General features: G+C 41.6%; 17 protein-coding genes, 3 rRNA genes and 1 riboswitch. Of the genes, 18 read left to right on the top strand and 2 right to left on the bottom strand.

What is annotated here, in order from left to right; all coding sequences use genetic code 11:
• The 14 genes from WA256_RS04950 to ung all read left to right on the top strand — a co-directional run.
• Positions 1-107: ribosomal RNA gene (locus WA256_RS04950) — 23S ribosomal RNA — on the top strand; the annotation flags it as partial.
• A gap of 157 nt (positions 108-264) precedes the next feature.
• Positions 265-379 (top strand): 5S ribosomal RNA (rrf, locus tag WA256_RS04945).
• 155 nt (positions 380-534) lie between these two features.
• A 5S ribosomal RNA gene (gene rrf / locus WA256_RS04940) occupies positions 535-649 on the top strand.
• 547 nt (positions 650-1,196) lie between these two features.
• A complete protein-coding gene (locus WA256_RS04935) occupies positions 1,197-1,625 on the top strand; it encodes an FKBP-type peptidyl-prolyl cis-trans isomerase (RefSeq protein ID WP_335989370.1) in 429 nt (142 codons plus the stop codon).
• Between the two features lie 84 nt (positions 1,626-1,709).
• On the top strand, positions 1,710-2,327 hold the full coding sequence (locus WA256_RS04930; protein WP_063527783.1) for a histidine phosphatase family protein: 618 nt from the start codon (positions 1,710-1,712) through the stop codon (positions 2,325-2,327).
• Between the two features lie 60 nt (positions 2,328-2,387).
• Positions 2,388-2,455, top strand: a riboswitch (cobalamin riboswitch).
• A 103-nt stretch (positions 2,456-2,558) separates the two neighbouring features.
• Positions 2,559-3,389 carry an ABC transporter ATP-binding protein gene (locus WA256_RS04925; protein WP_335989366.1) on the top strand — a complete coding sequence of 277 codons (831 nt, stop codon included), beginning with the start codon at positions 2,559-2,561 and terminating at the stop codon, positions 3,387-3,389.
• Positions 3,382-4,371 carry a FecCD family ABC transporter permease gene (locus tag WA256_RS04920; RefSeq protein ID WP_062566691.1) on the top strand — a complete coding sequence of 330 codons (990 nt, stop codon included), beginning with the start codon at positions 3,382-3,384 and terminating at the stop codon, positions 4,369-4,371. Before WA256_RS04925 ends, WA256_RS04920 begins: the two co-directional genes overlap by 8 nt.
• Before the next feature lie 3 nt (positions 4,372-4,374).
• Positions 4,375-5,436: a nicotinate-nucleotide--dimethylbenzimidazole phosphoribosyltransferase gene (cobT, locus tag WA256_RS04915; protein WP_335989360.1), complete on the top strand. Its 1,062-nt coding sequence runs from the start codon at positions 4,375-4,377 to the stop codon at positions 5,434-5,436.
• Positions 5,390-6,244 carry an adenosylcobinamide-GDP ribazoletransferase gene (locus WA256_RS04910; protein ID WP_335989356.1) on the top strand — a complete coding sequence of 285 codons (855 nt, stop codon included), beginning with the start codon at positions 5,390-5,392 and terminating at the stop codon, positions 6,242-6,244. The genes cobT and WA256_RS04910 overlap by 47 nt, the downstream gene beginning before the upstream one ends.
• Positions 6,241-6,768, top strand: coding sequence for a bifunctional adenosylcobinamide kinase/adenosylcobinamide-phosphate guanylyltransferase (gene cobU, locus WA256_RS04905; protein WP_119853632.1), 528 nt, complete (start codon positions 6,241-6,243; stop codon positions 6,766-6,768). Before WA256_RS04910 ends, cobU begins: the two co-directional genes overlap by 4 nt.
• Complete coding sequence (locus WA256_RS04900; protein WP_335989399.1) at positions 6,768-8,252, top strand: cobyric acid synthase; 1,485 nt, start codon at positions 6,768-6,770, stop codon at positions 8,250-8,252. Before cobU ends, WA256_RS04900 begins: the two co-directional genes overlap by 1 nt.
• Before the next feature lie 9 nt (positions 8,253-8,261).
• Complete coding sequence (gene cobO / locus WA256_RS04895; protein ID WP_062566694.1) at positions 8,262-8,861, top strand: cob(I)yrinic acid a,c-diamide adenosyltransferase; 600 nt, start codon at positions 8,262-8,264, stop codon at positions 8,859-8,861.
• A gap of 1 nt (position 8,862) precedes the next feature.
• Entirely contained in the window at positions 8,863-9,720 is an 858-nt protein-coding gene (locus tag WA256_RS04890) for a cobalamin-binding protein (RefSeq protein WP_442961415.1), read from the top strand.
• Positions 9,717-10,391, top strand: a complete 675-nt coding sequence (gene ung / locus WA256_RS04885) for a uracil-DNA glycosylase (RefSeq protein ID WP_269408698.1) — start codon at positions 9,717-9,719, stop codon at positions 10,389-10,391. Before WA256_RS04890 ends, ung begins: the two co-directional genes overlap by 4 nt.
• Positions 10,392-10,423: 32 nt before the next feature.
• Here the strand turns inward: ung and WA256_RS04880 are convergent, their stop codons facing one another.
• Positions 10,424-10,612, bottom strand: a complete 189-nt coding sequence (locus tag WA256_RS04880; protein WP_054562330.1) for a DUF3545 family protein — start codon at positions 10,610-10,612, stop codon at positions 10,424-10,426.
• Positions 10,613-10,797: 185 nt separating this feature from the next.
• Positions 10,798-11,748, bottom strand: coding sequence for a transaldolase (tal, locus tag WA256_RS04875; RefSeq protein ID WP_054562329.1), 951 nt, complete (start codon positions 11,746-11,748; stop codon positions 10,798-10,800).
• Between the two features lie 222 nt (positions 11,749-11,970).
• Here tal and yaaA point away from each other — a divergent pair, with 222 nt between their 5' ends.
• The 4 genes from yaaA (at position 11,971) to WA256_RS04855 (ending at position 15,542) form a co-directional block, all read left to right on the top strand.
• Positions 11,971-12,750 carry a peroxide stress protein YaaA gene (yaaA, locus tag WA256_RS04870; RefSeq protein WP_062566697.1) on the top strand — a complete coding sequence of 260 codons (780 nt, stop codon included), beginning with the start codon at positions 11,971-11,973 and terminating at the stop codon, positions 12,748-12,750.
• A 117-nt stretch (positions 12,751-12,867) separates the two neighbouring features.
• The gene (locus WA256_RS04865) at positions 12,868-13,803 is read left to right on the top strand and encodes a mechanosensitive ion channel family protein (RefSeq protein ID WP_287205817.1); all 936 of its coding nucleotides are present in this window, start codon (positions 12,868-12,870) and stop codon (positions 13,801-13,803) included.
• A 1,167-nt stretch (positions 13,804-14,970) separates the two neighbouring features.
• A complete protein-coding gene (locus WA256_RS04860) occupies positions 14,971-15,249 on the top strand; it encodes a type II toxin-antitoxin system RelE/ParE family toxin (RefSeq protein ID WP_054554252.1) in 279 nt (92 codons plus the stop codon).
• Positions 15,249-15,542 carry a HigA family addiction module antitoxin gene (locus tag WA256_RS04855; protein WP_054554253.1) on the top strand — a complete coding sequence of 98 codons (294 nt, stop codon included), beginning with the start codon at positions 15,249-15,251 and terminating at the stop codon, positions 15,540-15,542. Before WA256_RS04860 ends, WA256_RS04855 begins: the two co-directional genes overlap by 1 nt.
• Positions 15,543-15,712 lie beyond the last annotated feature (170 nt).

Here is a 15,712-nt window from a genome sequence, read left to right as displayed (position 1 = left end):
TAAAGTCTCTGAAGGGCCGTTGAAGACTACAACGTTGATAGGCAGGATGTGGAAGTGGTGTGAGCCATTAAGCTAACCTGTACTAATTACCCGTGAGGCTTAACCATACAACGCCAAACGCGTTTTATGACAGCGTAACGAACAGAAGTTAAGTTACTAAAGTAGATTTTACGAAGCTGTAAGCCATAAGCTTTAAGCTGTAAGAAAATATCAGATTTCCAGATTTATTAATTTGCTCAGATTAGCGAATTAAAACCAAATTTGCTTGGTGACAATAGCGTTTTGGACCCACCTGACCCCATGCCGAACTCAGTAGTGAAACGAAACAGCGCCGATGATAGTGTAGCAGTTGCTATGTGAAAGTAGGTCATCGCCAGGCTCCTAATTAAAGTGTTAGGTTTCCCATAGCAGCTGCTATGTGTCTCTCTACCGCTGTGGGTACTTGGTCATATCCAGGCTCCAAATTCAGTCGCAAGACTTTAAATTAAGTCGAAAGACTATAAATAAAATAATAAGAAAATTGAAAAGAATTTTCTTGGTGACAATAGCGTTTTGGACCCACCTGACCCCATGCCGAACTCAGTAGTGAAACGAAACAGCGCCGATGATAGTGTAGCAGTTGCTATGTGAAAGTAGGTCATCGCCAGGATCCTATTAAAGAAAGCCCGATTCGAAAGAGTCGGGCTTTTTTGCTTCTGGAGCTGTCAGCTTTCAGCCGTCAGACGTCAGCTGAACTGTGGGGTTGTTTAGTGCAGAGACTCCCTCAGCATTCACCCAATTCATTCTCTAAGTAGGTTGGGTAGAGCGTAGCGAAACCCAACACGAGTTAGCGAGTTGCAAGTTAGCAAGGGTAAAGTTTAAATTCCAAGGTCAAGTCTGGCGTAAGAATGACTTCAGCAATGAATATTTTTGTTTTATTATTTCGGCACTGAAGTGCCTCCTACAAAATTTTATTACTTAAAGAGACTCTGACCCAAACACCCACACCGCGCGGCTGATCGCTGACGGCTGAAAGCTGATATCTCTGTGTTGGGTTTCGCTGCGCTCTACCCAACCTACGCCAGACCCTAAAGCTTTACTCTTTCTAACTCGTATCTTTCCCCTTTCTAACTTGCAACTTTACTCTAGCAAACTTGCTTCCCTAACCTTGTTATGCGATAAAGCGTTTTATATTTGTAATACAATTAAGGTGTACTGTGTCTTGTAAGAAAACGACCAAGTCAAAAGGTTCTTCAGGTTTAAATCGTAAAAATAGTGAAGCATTTATCGCTAAGTTCTCATCTCACCCTGATACGCATCTATGCCCGTCTGGTTTAATGTATAAAGTGATTGATGATGTTGAAGGGGAGCGAGTAACAGAGTTTGATACAGTGGTTATTAACCAACGTATTATGCTTGCTGATGGTAATGTGATTGCCGACAGTTATAAAGCGGGTATGCCCGAAGTGTTCGCTTTATCTGAAGCTATAGAAGGGTTAAGAGAAGGATTGTTATTAATGAATATCGGTTCTCGCTATGAATTTGTGATCCCTCCAGAGCTTGCTTGGGGTAAAAAAGGCAACGGTGGCAAGATTGGCGCAAATGCAGTGCTACATTTTGACGTTCGTTTAATGCGTTTAGCTTAACTCTCTGAGTATAGTTCCCTTAGCATAAGTCGACAGAGTACTTAAAACGCGTTAACGTTCACTATTGGTTTACTGAGGAACATTATGGGCGCAATTACTTCACGAGTTTACTTTCTTCGCCATGGCGAAATCGCTACGCCTGGAATTCTTTCTGGGCAAATCGATGTCGGTTTATCTGAGCAAGGCCTTGAACAAATGCGCCAAGCCTCTGCTGAGTTCATCAATTTAAATGCCATATATAGTTCACCGCTAAAGCGTTGCTCAGTCCACGCTGATTATTTAGCAAATCAACACTCACTGCATGTACAGTATTATAACGCGCTAAAAGAGTTTAATTTTGGTGATTGGGATGGCCAAGACTACCAACAGCTTTGGCAGCAAACGAGTAAACCTCATATTGGTGATTTTTGGCAGCATCCTTGGCAAGTAAAAGTGCCCAATGGTGAATCTATGGCAGACTTTTACGCACGAGTGGAGGCATGGTGGCAAACATTTTTACAATCACTATGTGAATCTAAGCATGAACAGTCATTGGTAATAAGTCATGCTGGGGTGATTAAACAAATCCTCGCTATTGTTTGTCAGATGCCAAAACAATCAGCCACGCATTTAAATGTTTTTCACCTTCCTTATGCGGGGCTTATTACACTCGATGTATATATAGATGAACAAGGACAGGCTTGGCCTAAAATTGTTTTTTAGCCATCTAGAGCGATATTCATTGAATTATTTACTTAGCCCGCCATAATACTCATATGCTATGGAATGGAGTGAAATTCTCCAGCTGTTCCCGCAACTGTAATCCATCTAAATAATGGTCAGCCAGATACTTAGCATTAACAACTAATCATCGAGCGGGTCAACTCACATTATTTTCTGGTACTTACCAGTGCTTTCTTGTGCGTTGTGATTACTCGCCAAGAGAGAATAAGCTTGCAACAAAATAGCCTTAGCGCTGCGCCATTAATATCAGTGTCTGATTTAAGTTGGGGTACTGCGAATAAAACGATACTTAAATCAATTAACCTTGAGTTAAAAGCAGGGCAATTTATCGGTCTACTCGGCCCTAATGGTGCGGGTAAATCAAGCTTGCTGCGTTGCCTTTATCGTTACTTGAAACCTCAGCAAGGGGGTGTGCTGCTAAGCGGTCAAGATATTTGGCAAATCAGTGCTGATGAATATGCAAAGCAGGTTGCAGTGGTTTTACAAGAGTCTCCATCGCAGTTTAATTTGTCTTTGTTCGATGTAGTGAGTTTAGGCTTAACACCTCATAAGCGACTTCTCAGCGGCACTTCTACTAATGATAAGCAGCGAATATATCAAGCTATAGAGCAGGTTGGTTTATCTCATCACAGTGAACAAGCATTTGATTCGCTCTCAGGTGGCGAAAAGCAAAGAGCGCTTATTGCACGCTCTATCGTACAACAACCTAAGTTGCTCATCATGGATGAGCCTACCAGTCACCTTGATGTTAAATACCAAATTCAAATAATGGAATTAGCAAAGTCCCTTGATGTGACTGTGCTTGCCTCGTTTCATGACTTAAATCTTGCTGCGAGTTTATGTGATGAATTATTGGTGATTGATGAAGGGCGTTTGGTTTGTCAGGGGCAACCAAAAGCGGTGCTTACTGAGCAGCTGTTGAGTGATGTATTTGGTGTCTGCGCAGCGGTATCTGCTCACCCGCAATCAAGCTCTGATAAGTTTATTCCGCACATCACTTATTTTTATGGCTATCAGACACAGGAGCATCAAAATGACTGATGCAATGCGTTTAAGTATCTGTGTTGTCGTAGGGCTTATTAGTTGTTTTTTAGCATTGAGCTTTGGTGCTGCAAATACGCCACTGAGTGATGTTTTTAATGGTTTGTTTAGCCAAGGTAGCGATGAATTTGTGCAGCGTATTATCTGGCAGTTGCGTATGCCAAGAACGGTGCTGGCATTTTTAGCTGGTTCTGGACTTGCCCTTGCAGGATTAATTTTGCAGACCGTAACCCGAAACCCGCTTGCTGATCCATACTTGTTTGGTATTTCTTCTGGGGCTTCATTTGGTGTGGTGTGCTTTATAGCCCTAACCGGTGTGAGTTTTGGCTTTAGTATGTCAGTTGCAGCATTTGCCGGAAGCTTACTTTCTATGCTGTTGCTTATTGCTATTGCAGGGCGTCGTCATGTTGGCCAAGTTGAAGCCATGTTACTCGCAGGTGTTGCTCTATCTTTCTTATTTAGTGCTCTGACTAGTCTGCTGCTTTATTTTAGCGATCCACAAGCCATCACCGCCATTTTGTTTTGGACGATGGGCAGTTTTTCTCGTGCCCAGTGGGACACTCTTTGGCTGCCATTTACCGTTATTATTGCCTGCATGACACTGATGATTGCATTTCGTCGTCAACTTAATGCAATGCTGCTTGGTGACGAAAGTGCAGCGACCTTGGGGATTCATGTGCAGCGCTTTCGGATCATGATGCTGCTGCTAAGTTCACTAATCACAGCGGTGCTTGTTGCTATGTGCGGTGGCGTTGGTTTTGTCGGCCTGATGATCCCACATATTGTGCGCTACTTTTCACCGCAAGGCAGCAGCCATAACTTAGTTATGACATCCTTGGTCGGTGGCATTTTTATGGTGTGGGTAGATGTGTTATGCCGAACCCTATTGAATAACCAAGAACTACCTGTTGGTGTGATCACAGCCGCTATTGGTAGCGTGTTCTTTTTATTCTTACTTTATTTTCGTAAACAGAGCAGGTAGCGAATGTTTAATATCATGCCTATTAATCAGCAATTTTCAGCTGTAATTCAACAAAAAATAGACCTCAAAACAAAGCCGTTAGGCGCTTTGGGTCAGCTTGAAAGTTGTGCTAAACAATTAACGCTTATTTTTTCAAAGCAACTTGATAGTGAGCAGGCGCTAGTTGCCTTTAAACCGGTTATTTCAAACCCTTCTCTGGTTGTATTTGCAGGTGATCATGGTGTGGCAAGCCAAGGTGTGTCGATTGCTCCTAGCAGCGTTACATCTCAAATGGTGGCAAACTTTGCAGCAGGAGGTGCAGCGATTAATGTATTTTGTCGCCAGTTTGGCTGGCAGCTAGAAGTTGTTGATGCCGGAACACTCAGTACTTCACACGATAAAAGTGTGCATAACCAGCGTTTAGGTGACATCACTGCACCACTGAATACTGAAATGGCCATGTCACTTAGCCAGGTTGAAAAAGGGTTTGCATTAGCCAGACAGCGAGTTCATTCACTCTATGAGCAAGGTTGTAATACCATCGCCTTTGGCGAGATGGGCATTGGCAATACCACAAGTGCTGCGGCATTAATGGCTGCCTTGTTGTCGTTACCAGTCAGCCAATGTGTTGGTAAAGGCACAGGTGTGAGCGACGAGGTTGTTACTAAAAAAATCAAGGTTGTCGAGCAAGCCCTCCAATTGCATCAAGCTCACTTTGATGACCCACTAATGACACTCGCTGCATTAGGCGGTTTTGAAATTGTTCAGATCACCGGTGCCATTTTAGCTGCTGCGGAGCTCGGCATGGCGGTGATCGTGGATGGCTTTATTTGTACTGCAGCAGCGCTTGTTGCAACTCGCATTAATGCAAACGCTCGCGATTACATGATATTTGCTCATGCCTCTGATGAACAAGGGCACAAAGCAATGCTCAATGCCTTGCATGCAGCACCTTTATTGCAGCTTGATTTACGTTTAGGAGAGGGCACCGGGGCTGCGCTTGCTTTACCTTTACTGCAAGCATCTTTGGCGTTTTATAATGACATGGCAAGTTTTGCCGATGCTAATGTTGAGCAAGTTGTCTGATATGAGCGATGAACAACACACTTCTGACTCTACCCCAAGTCAGCTTCAACTATTTTTACTGGCGCTTAGTTTTTTAACGCGTATCCCCGTTAAGTTAAACTTTGCAGTATCGAGTCAGGCACTCAATCAGGCCAGCCGTTATTTTTCATTGGTCGGTGTGATATTAGGTGTACTTTTAGCGCTGAGTTTTTTACTGTTAAGTTGGTTATTCCCTGCAGCCATTGCAGTCGCGTTAGTTATGGCGTTTAGCTTGATAATCACAGGGGCATTTCATGAAGATGGCCTTGCTGATGTCTGGGATGGCTTTGGTGGTGGTTGGCACGTTGCAGATAAGCTGAGCATTATGAAAGACAGTCGTTTAGGTACCTATGGTGCTGCGGCGTTAGTGATGGCCTTATTAATTAAGTACCAAACACTCGTCGCACTTAGTGAAGTAACCAGTACTGTGATTATTGCACTTGTTTTAGGGCAAAGCTTAAGTCGGGTTGTAGCAACAAGTTTAATTGCAGACATGGACTATGTAAGTCACGACGCCACATCTAAAGTAAAACCCATTGCGATGCATTTAAGCACGCAAAGTTATCAAATACTGTTAGCAACTGGCGGTGCGGTATTAGCAATTGCATGGTTGTTTTTTGGCTTCACTCTAGGGCAATTATTAATACTCATCAGTGTGCTTTTTGTTACTCGTTTACTATTGAAGCGCTGGTTTGAAAAGCAGTTATCTGGCTACACCGGCGATTGCTTAGGAGCAGCCCAGCAAGTGTCAGAGCTTACTACCTACCTTTGCTTGGTGAGCTTATTATGAGCCAGCAACATACTTTAATTTTAGGCGGTGCTCGCAGCGGTAAAAGCCGTTTTGCAGAGCAGCAGGCAATAAGTTCAAACAAGCCGCTTATCTACATTGCCACAGCCAATGCGGGTGATGAAGAAATGACAGCCAGAATTAATAGGCATCAAGCAGAGCGCGCTAAGCATTGGCAGCTTGTTGAAGAGCCTTTGTATTTGGCTAAAGCACTACAACAATATAGCCATGCTGAAAACTGTATTTTAGTGGACTGTTTAACCCTATGGTTGAGTAATTGCTTATGCCAGCAGGGGGAAGCATTTTGGCTTGAGCAAAAAGCGGCCTTACTTGATGTGCTATCGCAATTGCCGGGTGAGGTGATTTTTGTCAGCAATGAAGTGGGTCATGGCATTGTGCCGCTCGGTGAATTAAGCCGTCAGTTTGTTGATCATTCAGGTTGGTTGCATCAAGCCTTAGCACAGCAAGTTGCACGTGTTGAGTTTGTGATTGCAGGTCTTGCACAAACCTTAAAAAGAGAACAATGATGAAAACATTAATGGTGCAAGGCACGACCTCAGATGCAGGTAAAAGTACTCTTGTAGCAGCACTTTGCCGGATCTTTGCTGAGCGAGGCATAAAGGTTGCGCCCTTTAAGCCACAAAATATGGCGTTAAATAGCGCTGTAACCGCAGATGGTGGCGAAATAGGCCGAGCACAAGCTTTGCAAGCTGTAGCGGCAAAAGTCCCCGCAGAAGTCGATTTTAACCCTATCTTATTAAAACCTAACAGCGATACCGGAGCGCAGGTAATCGTTCATGGTAAAGCGCTGTCGAATATGGAAGCGGGCAGTTATCACGACTACAAAAAAGTGGCGATGGATGCTGTTCTTACTTCGCAGCAGCGCTTAAGTGAGCGTTTTGAATTACTGGTTGTTGAAGGTGCTGGGAGCCCTGCAGAAATTAACCTGCGCGAAAACGACATTGCCAATATGGGTTACGCTGAGGCGGTAGATTGCCCGGTGATCATTATTGCCGATATTGACAAAGGTGGTGTGTTTGCTCATTTAGTCGGAACGTTAGCCTTGTTGTCTGAGTCAGAGCAGGCTCGCGTTAAAGGCTTTGTGATTAACCGTTTTCGGGGTGATATTGCGTTATTGCAAGGTGGCCTTGATTGGTTAGAGCAATACACCAATAAGCCAGTGCTTGGGGTATTACCTTATTTACATGACTTAGCACTAGATGCTGAAGATGCCGTTGCTATAAATAATCAGGTCGATAAACCGCAATTACGCATAGTAGTGCTGCTACTTCCTCATATCAGTAATCACACAGACTTTGATGCACTGCGATTACAACCAGAAATCGATTTACAGTATGTACGTCATACTCAGGCTATTCCAAGTGTTGATCTGATTATTATACCGGGCAGTAAAAATGTACTCAGCGATTTAGCGTTTTTAAAAAATGAAGGTTGGCATAAACAAATAACACGTCACCTGCGTTATGGCGGTAAAGTGCTTGGAGTGTGTGGTGGGCTGCAGATGTTAGGCAACTACCTTGCAGATCCACATGCTGTGGAGTCTAATTTAGGCAGCGCAGCAGGGCTAGGGCTTGCTGACTTTGAAACGCAATTAGGGCAACAAAAAGTACTAAGCCAAGTCTCCGGCATTCTTCATTTAAACAATAGCGATAAAGTAATTTCAGGTTATGAAATTCACGTCGGGATTAGTCAAGGTCCAGCATTTGAAAAGCCATTTTTGAGCTTTAATGATCACCCAAGTGGATTCAAATTAGATGGTTTTATTAGTGATGATAACCAAATAGCAGGTACTTACTTACATGGCTTGTTCGATACCCCTGAGGGCGTATCTGAGCTAATAACTTGGCTTGCAACAAATAGCCAAATTAAGCCAATTGATATTAACTTAAACCGTGAACAGCAGTTAAGCCGTTTAGCTAGTGTAGTAGCAGAGAATCTCGATATTGAACAAATCATCAATATTTATGAGAACTTCAATTTAGAGACATAAGGAACAACAATGAGCGAACAGAATCAAGATAAGCACCAACAACGCCAACAAAAAGTAAAACAAAAAGTCGACGAACGGATTGCTGCTGCACAAAAAGAGCAGGGTATTTTTCAGGTTATAACTGGCAACGGTAAGGGTAAATCGACTTCTGGTTTTGGTACTGTTGCACGTGCGGTAGGTCACGGAATGAAAGCAGCTGTGTGTCAGTTTATTAAAGGCACATGGGAGTGCGGTGAACGCAACCTACTGGAAAAAGCAGGGGTTGAATTTGTTATTATGAACACCGGTTTTACTTGGGAAACACAAAATAAAGAGTCAGATACAGCTGCTGCGCAAGTGACATGGCAAGAAGCGAAAAGAATGCTGAAGGATGAGTCGATTAACCTCGTTATGCTAGATGAAATAACCTATATGATCACCTACGGCTATATTGATTTAGACGAAGTGCTAGAAGCCATTAGCTCTCGCCCAGCCATGCAATCGGTGATAATTACAGGTCGTGGTGCGCACCGTAAACTGACCGACTTAGCTGATACAGTCAGTGAAGTCAGAAACGTAAAACACGCTTTTGATGCAGGAATAAAAGCGCAAAAAGGGTTCGATTTTTAACATGAGAACCATCAAGTTTGCACTTTTAGGGGTTTTATTTTATTTACCTGCATTGGCTCACGCTCATGAAATTAAAGAGCCGCAGCGTATCGTTGCCTTAGCACCGCACATTGTTGAAAACCTATTTGCGATTGGAGCAGGAGAGCGCATTGTCGGTACCGTTGACTATGCAGACTTTCCTCAGCAAGCGAATGATATCGAACGAGTAGGTGGCTATTACGGCATTAACATGGAAAAACTGTTGTCTTTAAAACCAGACCTAGTTCTGGCTTGGAAAACGGGTAACAAAGCCGAAGATCTCGCTTACATTGAAAAATTAGGTATTCCGGTAGCGTACAGTAACCCAAATCAAGTTGATAATGTGGCTGATGAACTACGTAAACTAGGCACGCTTACGCATTTGCAAACCAAGGCAAATAAAGTAGCCAAACAGTTTGAAGCTAAACTCAACGCTATTCGTACAGCGCAAGAAGGCAAACCGAAAGTGTCGGTGTTTTATCAATTATGGCCTGAGCCAATGATGACAGTTGGTGGAAACACTTGGATCAATCAGCTATTAACTATTTGTCATGCGGATAATGTGTTTGCTAATAGCGATACCGACTACCCGCGCATTAGTATTGAAAATGTATTGGTTGCCAATCCAGAGGTAGTGATTATTCCAGATGAAAAATCGAAAAAGCCTCAGCCTAAAATTGATTGGCGACAATGGCCTGAATTGCCAGCGGTGCAACATAACCAGTTTATTAGTGTAAACGCAGACTTATTGCACCGTTTTACAACCCGTATGCTTGATGGTTTGACCGACATGTGTGGTAAAATAGACGTTTCTCGTCAGCAAATACAGGCTTCAAAATGAACGATTGGCAAACATTTCTAGATACCGAACTTGCTAAGCCCTACATGCAAGAAACCTTACAATATGTGGCCGATAGACGCGCAGCAGGCGTTACCGTTTATCCGAAAGACGAACAGGTATTCTCAGCTTTTGATGCTACACCTTTAAATGAAGTTAAGGTGGTTATTTTAGGGCAAGATCCTTACCACGGAGAAGGGCAAGCCCATGGTTTATGCTTTTCGGTATTACCAGAAGTTAAAAAATTACCACCGTCTTTGAAGAATATGTACAAAGAGTTGGCTACTGATATAGAAGGTTTTGAGATTCCTCACCATGGCTATTTGCAAAGCTGGGCTGAGCAAGGCGTGTTCTTACTCAACACGGTATTAACGGTTGAGCAAGGGCAAGCTCATTCTCATAAGCACCTTGGTTGGGAGCAATTTACCGATGCAGTAATTGCGCTTATTAATCAGCACTGTGATGGTGTGGTGTTTGTGTTATGGGGCGCACATGCTCAGAAAAAAGGCAAACACATTGATACCTCGCGTCATCATGTGATCCAAGGCCCGCATCCATCACCGCTTTCTGCACATCGTGGCTTTTTTGGTTGTCAGCATTTTTCAAAGACAAACCAGCTTCTTACTGATCAAAATAAAGCGCCAGTAAATTGGTCGTTGCCACAAATTCTATAGCACAAATGCAAAAGGCCCTTGCGGGCCTTTAATTAAAAGTCTAATTCATCAAGCTCAATGCTGTCTGTGAAATAGTCTAACTCCTGTAGTTCTTTGCGAAGTCTATGCTTGTCTTTCAAAGCTTCGATTTCGCGCCATTTTCTCTTTTTATTTTTTGTAGAGGTCTTTTTTGTTTTACTAGGACCTTCTAATATTTCTAAAATATCGTCTAGGCTATCCATGAACTTCTCCTATTGATTTTTTGAACCTCGGAAATACCTATACCACAGGCTGCTCAAAAATAGAATAAAAAAGTGACAATACTGTTACAGAAGTGTGATTGATAGATGAATAGATCAAAGGTTTAGTTATTTTAGAAACAAAAACGCCACCTAGCGGTGGCGTTTAAAAAATGCTGTAATTTGAATTACATTGCTTTAAAGCGTGCTTCTAATTCAAGCTGTGCTTGTGCAAAAGAGCGAATACCCTCAGCAAGTTTTTCTGTCGCCATAGCATCTTGGTTATGTAACCAACGGAACTGACTTTCAGTTAGTGGTGCTGGTTTTTCTTCAACAGTAAAGTCGCTCTCTAGTAGGTACTCTTGTGCATCCGTTAATTGGCCTAACTCTTCTAAAAGACCTGGGCTAATCGTTAACTTATCACAGCCAGTAAGTGCGATGATCTCGCCTGTGTTACGGAAGCTTGCGCCCATAACAACTGTTTTGTAGTCGTGGCGTTTGTAGAATTCGTAAATGCTACGTACAGATTGCACACCTGGATCGTTTAGCGGATCAGTTGGTTTTTCCATACCGTTAGCAACGTGCCAGTCTAAGATACGGCCAACGAATGGTGAAATTAAAAATACATTTGCATCGGCACATGCGCGTGCTTGTGCTTCAGAGAATAACAGCGTTAAGTTACACTTAGTGCCTTCTTTTTCAAGCTGCTCAGCGGCTTTGATACCTTCCCAAGTTGATGCAACTTTGATTAGGATTTTATCTTTGCTAACACCTTCTTTTTCGTAAAGGCTCAGTAAAGTGTGGGCTTTGTCGATAGTCGCTTGGGTATCAAATGATAAACGTGCGTCTACCTCTGTAGAGATATAGCCCGGTACGATTTCGCTAATTTCTTTACCAATTAATACAGCAAAGTAATCACATGCTAACTCAAGTTGTTTAGCTGCATCTTGCTCGGTTTCTTTGGCATATTGCCACGCTTTATCTAAATAAGGCTTATACGCTTCAATTTCACTGGCTTTTAAAAGTAGAGATGGGTTTGTTGTTGCATCTTCTGGTTGGTGCTTTTTGATAGCTTCGATATCACCTGTATCTGCAACAATAGATGAATGCTGTTTAAGCCTTTGTAGTGCTGAAGTCATTTGCTTTCCTCATTCCAAGCAAGTTAAAAGAAAATCCATTATAGCGGCCTTTATGCTGCAACACTATGACAGTGTTTAATAGGTCAAATGTCCTTAATACAGAAAACTAGAACATTATGTATGAAAAGAACAGCGGATAAAGGCAGGACGAAACAAAACGTGCATTTTGATTCAATTAATGTTGAAATTGACATCAAACAAATTACAAGTCAATAGCTAAGTATGATCACTGTTATTTCACCTGCAAAAAATTTAGATTACGAAACACCAGCCACGACCGATAAATTCACTCAACCTGAATTACTCGAGCACAGCGAAGAGTTAATGTCAGTTTGCCGTGATTTAACACCAGCGCAAATTGGTAGCCTAATGAAAATCAGCGATAAACTAGCTGGTTTGAATGCGGCACGCTTCGCCGAGTGGTCACAGCCATTTACTCAAGATAACGCAAAACAAGCCGTGCTAGCCTTTAATGGTGATGTATACGGTGGCTTAGATGCGCAAACTCTAAGCGATGCTGATCTTGATTACGCACAGTCGCACTTACGTATTTTGTCTGGTCTTTATGGTGTGCTTAAACCATTAGATTTAATGCAAGCTTACCGCCTTGAAATGGGCACTAAGTTAGAAAACCCACGTGGTAAAAACTTATATGAGTTTTGGGGCAGTGTTATCGCCGAAAAGCTTAATACAGTGCTTGCTGAGCAAGATAGCAAATACTTGGTAAACCTTGCTTCGAATGAGTATTTTAAAGCGGTTGATAAAAAAGCATTAAATGCACAAATCATCACCCCACATTTTAAAGACTGTAAAAACGGCCAATATAAAGTGATCAGCTTTTATGCGAAAAAAGCTCGCGGCATGATGGCGCGTTACATCATTGAAAATAAAATCACCCAATTAAGTGATTTAAAAGATTTTACTGTTGCTGGTTATTACTTTAGCAGCGATGCAACAGCAAAAGAATTAGAGCCTGTTTTCTTACGAGAAGAGCAGAACTAAATTTTTAGTAAAATGATTTAGAACAGCCGTGCTAAGCACGGCTTTTTTGTGCTTGTATGAAACTGGCGCTTATTTTGCAAAACACCTTTTATGTTTCTTAATGTATCAGGTAGTCGCATGTTAAAAATACCAACCGTCGGTGAAGCCGAAAAACTTATAGAAGAAAAGCTCGGTGGCTGGGTTGATATCATCATAAGCCATATCCCTAACTTTATAGTTGCAGTAATCATTACTATCGTGTTTTCACTGCTGGCACGTATCGTTGGTTCAATGCTTAGAAAGCTATTACGTCGTTCGTTAGAGTCTTCGCAAATAGCAGACTTAATGTCATCGATAGTAAAAGTCATCGTATTATGTGTAGGCTTATTTGTAGCCCTTGATTTCTTGGGCCTCAGAGGCACGGTCACCTCATTACTTGCTGGTGCTGGTATCGTCGGTCTTGCTATTGGTTTTGCCTTTCAGGACATGACAGAGAACCTTATAGCGGGTATTGCTATGGGTATTCGCAAACCATTTAAAACAGGTGATGTAATTCGCACCGAGAGCGTGTTTGGTACTGTACGGGCGATTAACCTTAGAAATACCCTCATTGAGAACTTTTATGGGCAACTTATATTAGTGCCTAACAAGATTCTATTTAGAAATATACTCAGTAACTACAGTACCTTAGGTGTGCGTCGTATCGAAGTGCCAGTGGGAATTTCGTATGCTGACGATCCAGAGCAAGCCGCTGAGGTGATTGTTAAAAAAATCAATGAGTTTGATTTTGTGATTAAACAAGAAGAAACCGCCGTTTACGCCGAAAGCTTTGGTGATAGCAGCGTTAACTTACTGGTTTGGTTTTGGATTAAATACCCCGGCGAAGCGGACTTTATGACCGTTCGCCACAAGGCTGTTGTGGCAGTTAGAAACGCCCTAAGCGAAGCTGATATGACCATCCCATTCCCAATCCGCACGTTAGATTTTGGTATCAAAGGCGGCGAGAAATTAAATGCCATGATAAGCGAAAAACAGCAAGATAAAGACGCTGAGGCACCGCAAACCGATGAGTAAAATTTACTGACCCATCGGCGTGATTTACACAGGGAAGTGTGGTTGTGAGAAGGAGAGAAAGGAGGGCTCTCAGATAAATCATCAAGTCAAATGTTAGCTAGTTTAAAGGAAGAAGCGAGTAAGGATGGGAAATTATAAACTTAATATTCAAGCCGAGGCTGATTTGAGCATAGTGATGCATTATGTCGATATCTGAGAATTAACATAAATAACCTGAACCTGTTAAATAATTTAAAGGAGGTTGGGAATGTAAATTCGCGCGAAATGAATTTTACGCCTACGGTGAGCTATTTTGACTTAGAGCTTAAATTATAAATCCTATAGAGTTACTATTTTTATACTTTAATTTATTTTTTATTAACTTGGTGGGATTTCTCCGTTGTCTACTTCAACAAGGATAGCAAAGGTTACTAAATATATTGCGATAGGTATAGCTGTGTTAAACCATATGTTTGGTGCAATTTCAATCCCATTTTCTATATGAGTTAAAAGCAATGCGATAAAAGTTGGAGAAGGAAAGATTAAAGCGCCATGGCCTCCAATGACTACCATACACCAACTAGACCAGAGTAGATGTAGGGATAATACCATTAGGCCTTTCCTGAACCTTTTCAATTTCGCATATTTTATTGCGACTTTTAATGCTAGCCCATAAGGAATTATTATTGATAGAGAAAACAATGTATAAAAGAATAACAATCTCAGGTTCCATTGATGATTTAATTCCTTTTATTATTTATAAATTTAAAGTTGATGGGAGTAAAGAGGAAATTAACTTGAGAAATGACTTTTTGTAATCTCAGGTTTTAATTTTTTAAATCTTGTTAATCTTTATGGTTTTAGTTATTGACAAGGTGTGCTCGAATATATTGAGAATCAAATGCTGGTTTTATAAGATGGAAAATACGGATTTTAATCTGATTTAACATCTAAATTTTGAATGAAAGTTTATGGAATGAGATGTAGTTTCTTATGTGTTAACGCGAAATCAATTTTACGCCTACGGTGAGCCGTATCTGACTTAGCGTTTAAAATTTAGGCTTAATGCTTTTAATTAACGTGTTGGTTTTTGCTTTGCTTCAAATTTTAACCCACGGGCTATTCCCCCTAAGTAAGGGGGTTACATTTTAAGTGGACACCTGTTGCGCAACGCGCTACACTTTGGCAATGATCAAGACATTCAAACATAAAGGCTTGAAAAAGTTCTTCGAGACTGGAAGCAAAGCAGGGATTCAAGCCAAACACGAGCGTCGTTTGAGAATGCAACTAGCCGCTATAGATACCGCTTCGATTATTGAAGATATCGATTTACCTGGGTTTAAGTTGCATCCATTAAAAGGCAATCGTGATGGTGTTTGGTCAATAACTGTAAATGGTAATTGGCGAGTAACATTTGAATTCAAAGATGGTAACGCCTACATATTAAACTACGAGGATTATCACTAATGACTATGCATAATCCACCGCATCCGGGTGAATTTATTTCCGATGTATATATGGAGCCTTTCGGTTACAGCTGTAGATTTGTTGCGAAACAATTGGATGTCTCACCTTCAACTCTTAACAGAGTCCTTAAGGGGCAGAGCTCTATTACTCCTGAAATGGCATTAAGATTATCTAAGGCTTTGGGTAGAAGCCCTGAAAGTTGGCTATCGATGCAAGATAATTACAATCTTTGGCAAGCTAAACAAAATGTTAACCTAACCAAGGTACACCCTATTAGTTTTGCAGTAGCGTAATGAGAATAATCACAAGCTTGCTGCTACTTTGGCTGTTCATCTGAAATTTCTTGTGTGTTATTTATAAGAAATAATCTATCGCGCGAAATAAACGTCACGTCTACGGTAAGCTATTTATGGCTTAGAGCTTGAAATTTACGGTTTAAAGCTGGGTTCCCGTGTTGGGTTTC

Source organism: Pseudoalteromonas sp. CH_XMU1449-3, from assembly GCF_037027245.1.
Lineage (GTDB): Bacteria > Pseudomonadota > Gammaproteobacteria > Enterobacterales > Alteromonadaceae > Pseudoalteromonas > Pseudoalteromonas shioyasakiensis.
Note: the sequence above shows the minus strand (reverse complement) of the source record. Positions and strands in the feature narration are given on the sequence as shown.

Coding starts and splice junctions, on each gene's coding strand:
- WA256_RS04930 (WP_063527783.1), top strand. CDS start 1,710: ATGGGCGCAATTACTTCACGAGTTTACTTTCTTCGCCATGGCGAAATC.
- WA256_RS04920 (WP_062566691.1), top strand. CDS start 3,382: ATGACTGATGCAATGCGTTTAAGTATCTGTGTTGTCGTAGGGCTTATT.
- cobT (WP_335989360.1), top strand. CDS start 4,375: ATGTTTAATATCATGCCTATTAATCAGCAATTTTCAGCTGTAATTCAA.
- WA256_RS04910 (WP_335989356.1), top strand. CDS start 5,390: ATGACATGGCAAGTTTTGCCGATGCTAATGTTGAGCAAGTTGTCTGAT.
- cobU (WP_119853632.1), top strand. CDS start 6,241: ATGAGCCAGCAACATACTTTAATTTTAGGCGGTGCTCGCAGCGGTAAA.
- WA256_RS04900 (WP_335989399.1), top strand. CDS start 6,768: ATGAAAACATTAATGGTGCAAGGCACGACCTCAGATGCAGGTAAAAGT.
- cobO (WP_062566694.1), top strand. CDS start 8,262: ATGAGCGAACAGAATCAAGATAAGCACCAACAACGCCAACAAAAAGTA.
- WA256_RS04890 (WP_442961415.1), top strand. CDS start 8,863: ATGAGAACCATCAAGTTTGCACTTTTAGGGGTTTTATTTTATTTACCT.
- ung (WP_269408698.1), top strand. CDS start 9,717: ATGAACGATTGGCAAACATTTCTAGATACCGAACTTGCTAAGCCCTAC.
- WA256_RS04880 (WP_054562330.1), bottom strand. CDS start 10,612: ATGGATAGCCTAGACGATATTTTAGAAATATTAGAAGGTCCTAGTAAA.
- tal (WP_054562329.1), bottom strand. CDS start 11,748: ATGACTTCAGCACTACAAAGGCTTAAACAGCATTCATCTATTGTTGCA.
- yaaA (WP_062566697.1), top strand. CDS start 11,971: ATGATCACTGTTATTTCACCTGCAAAAAATTTAGATTACGAAACACCA.
- WA256_RS04865 (WP_287205817.1), top strand. CDS start 12,868: ATGTTAAAAATACCAACCGTCGGTGAAGCCGAAAAACTTATAGAAGAA.
- WA256_RS04860 (WP_054554252.1), top strand. CDS start 14,971: ATGATCAAGACATTCAAACATAAAGGCTTGAAAAAGTTCTTCGAGACT.
- WA256_RS04855 (WP_054554253.1), top strand. CDS start 15,249: ATGACTATGCATAATCCACCGCATCCGGGTGAATTTATTTCCGATGTA.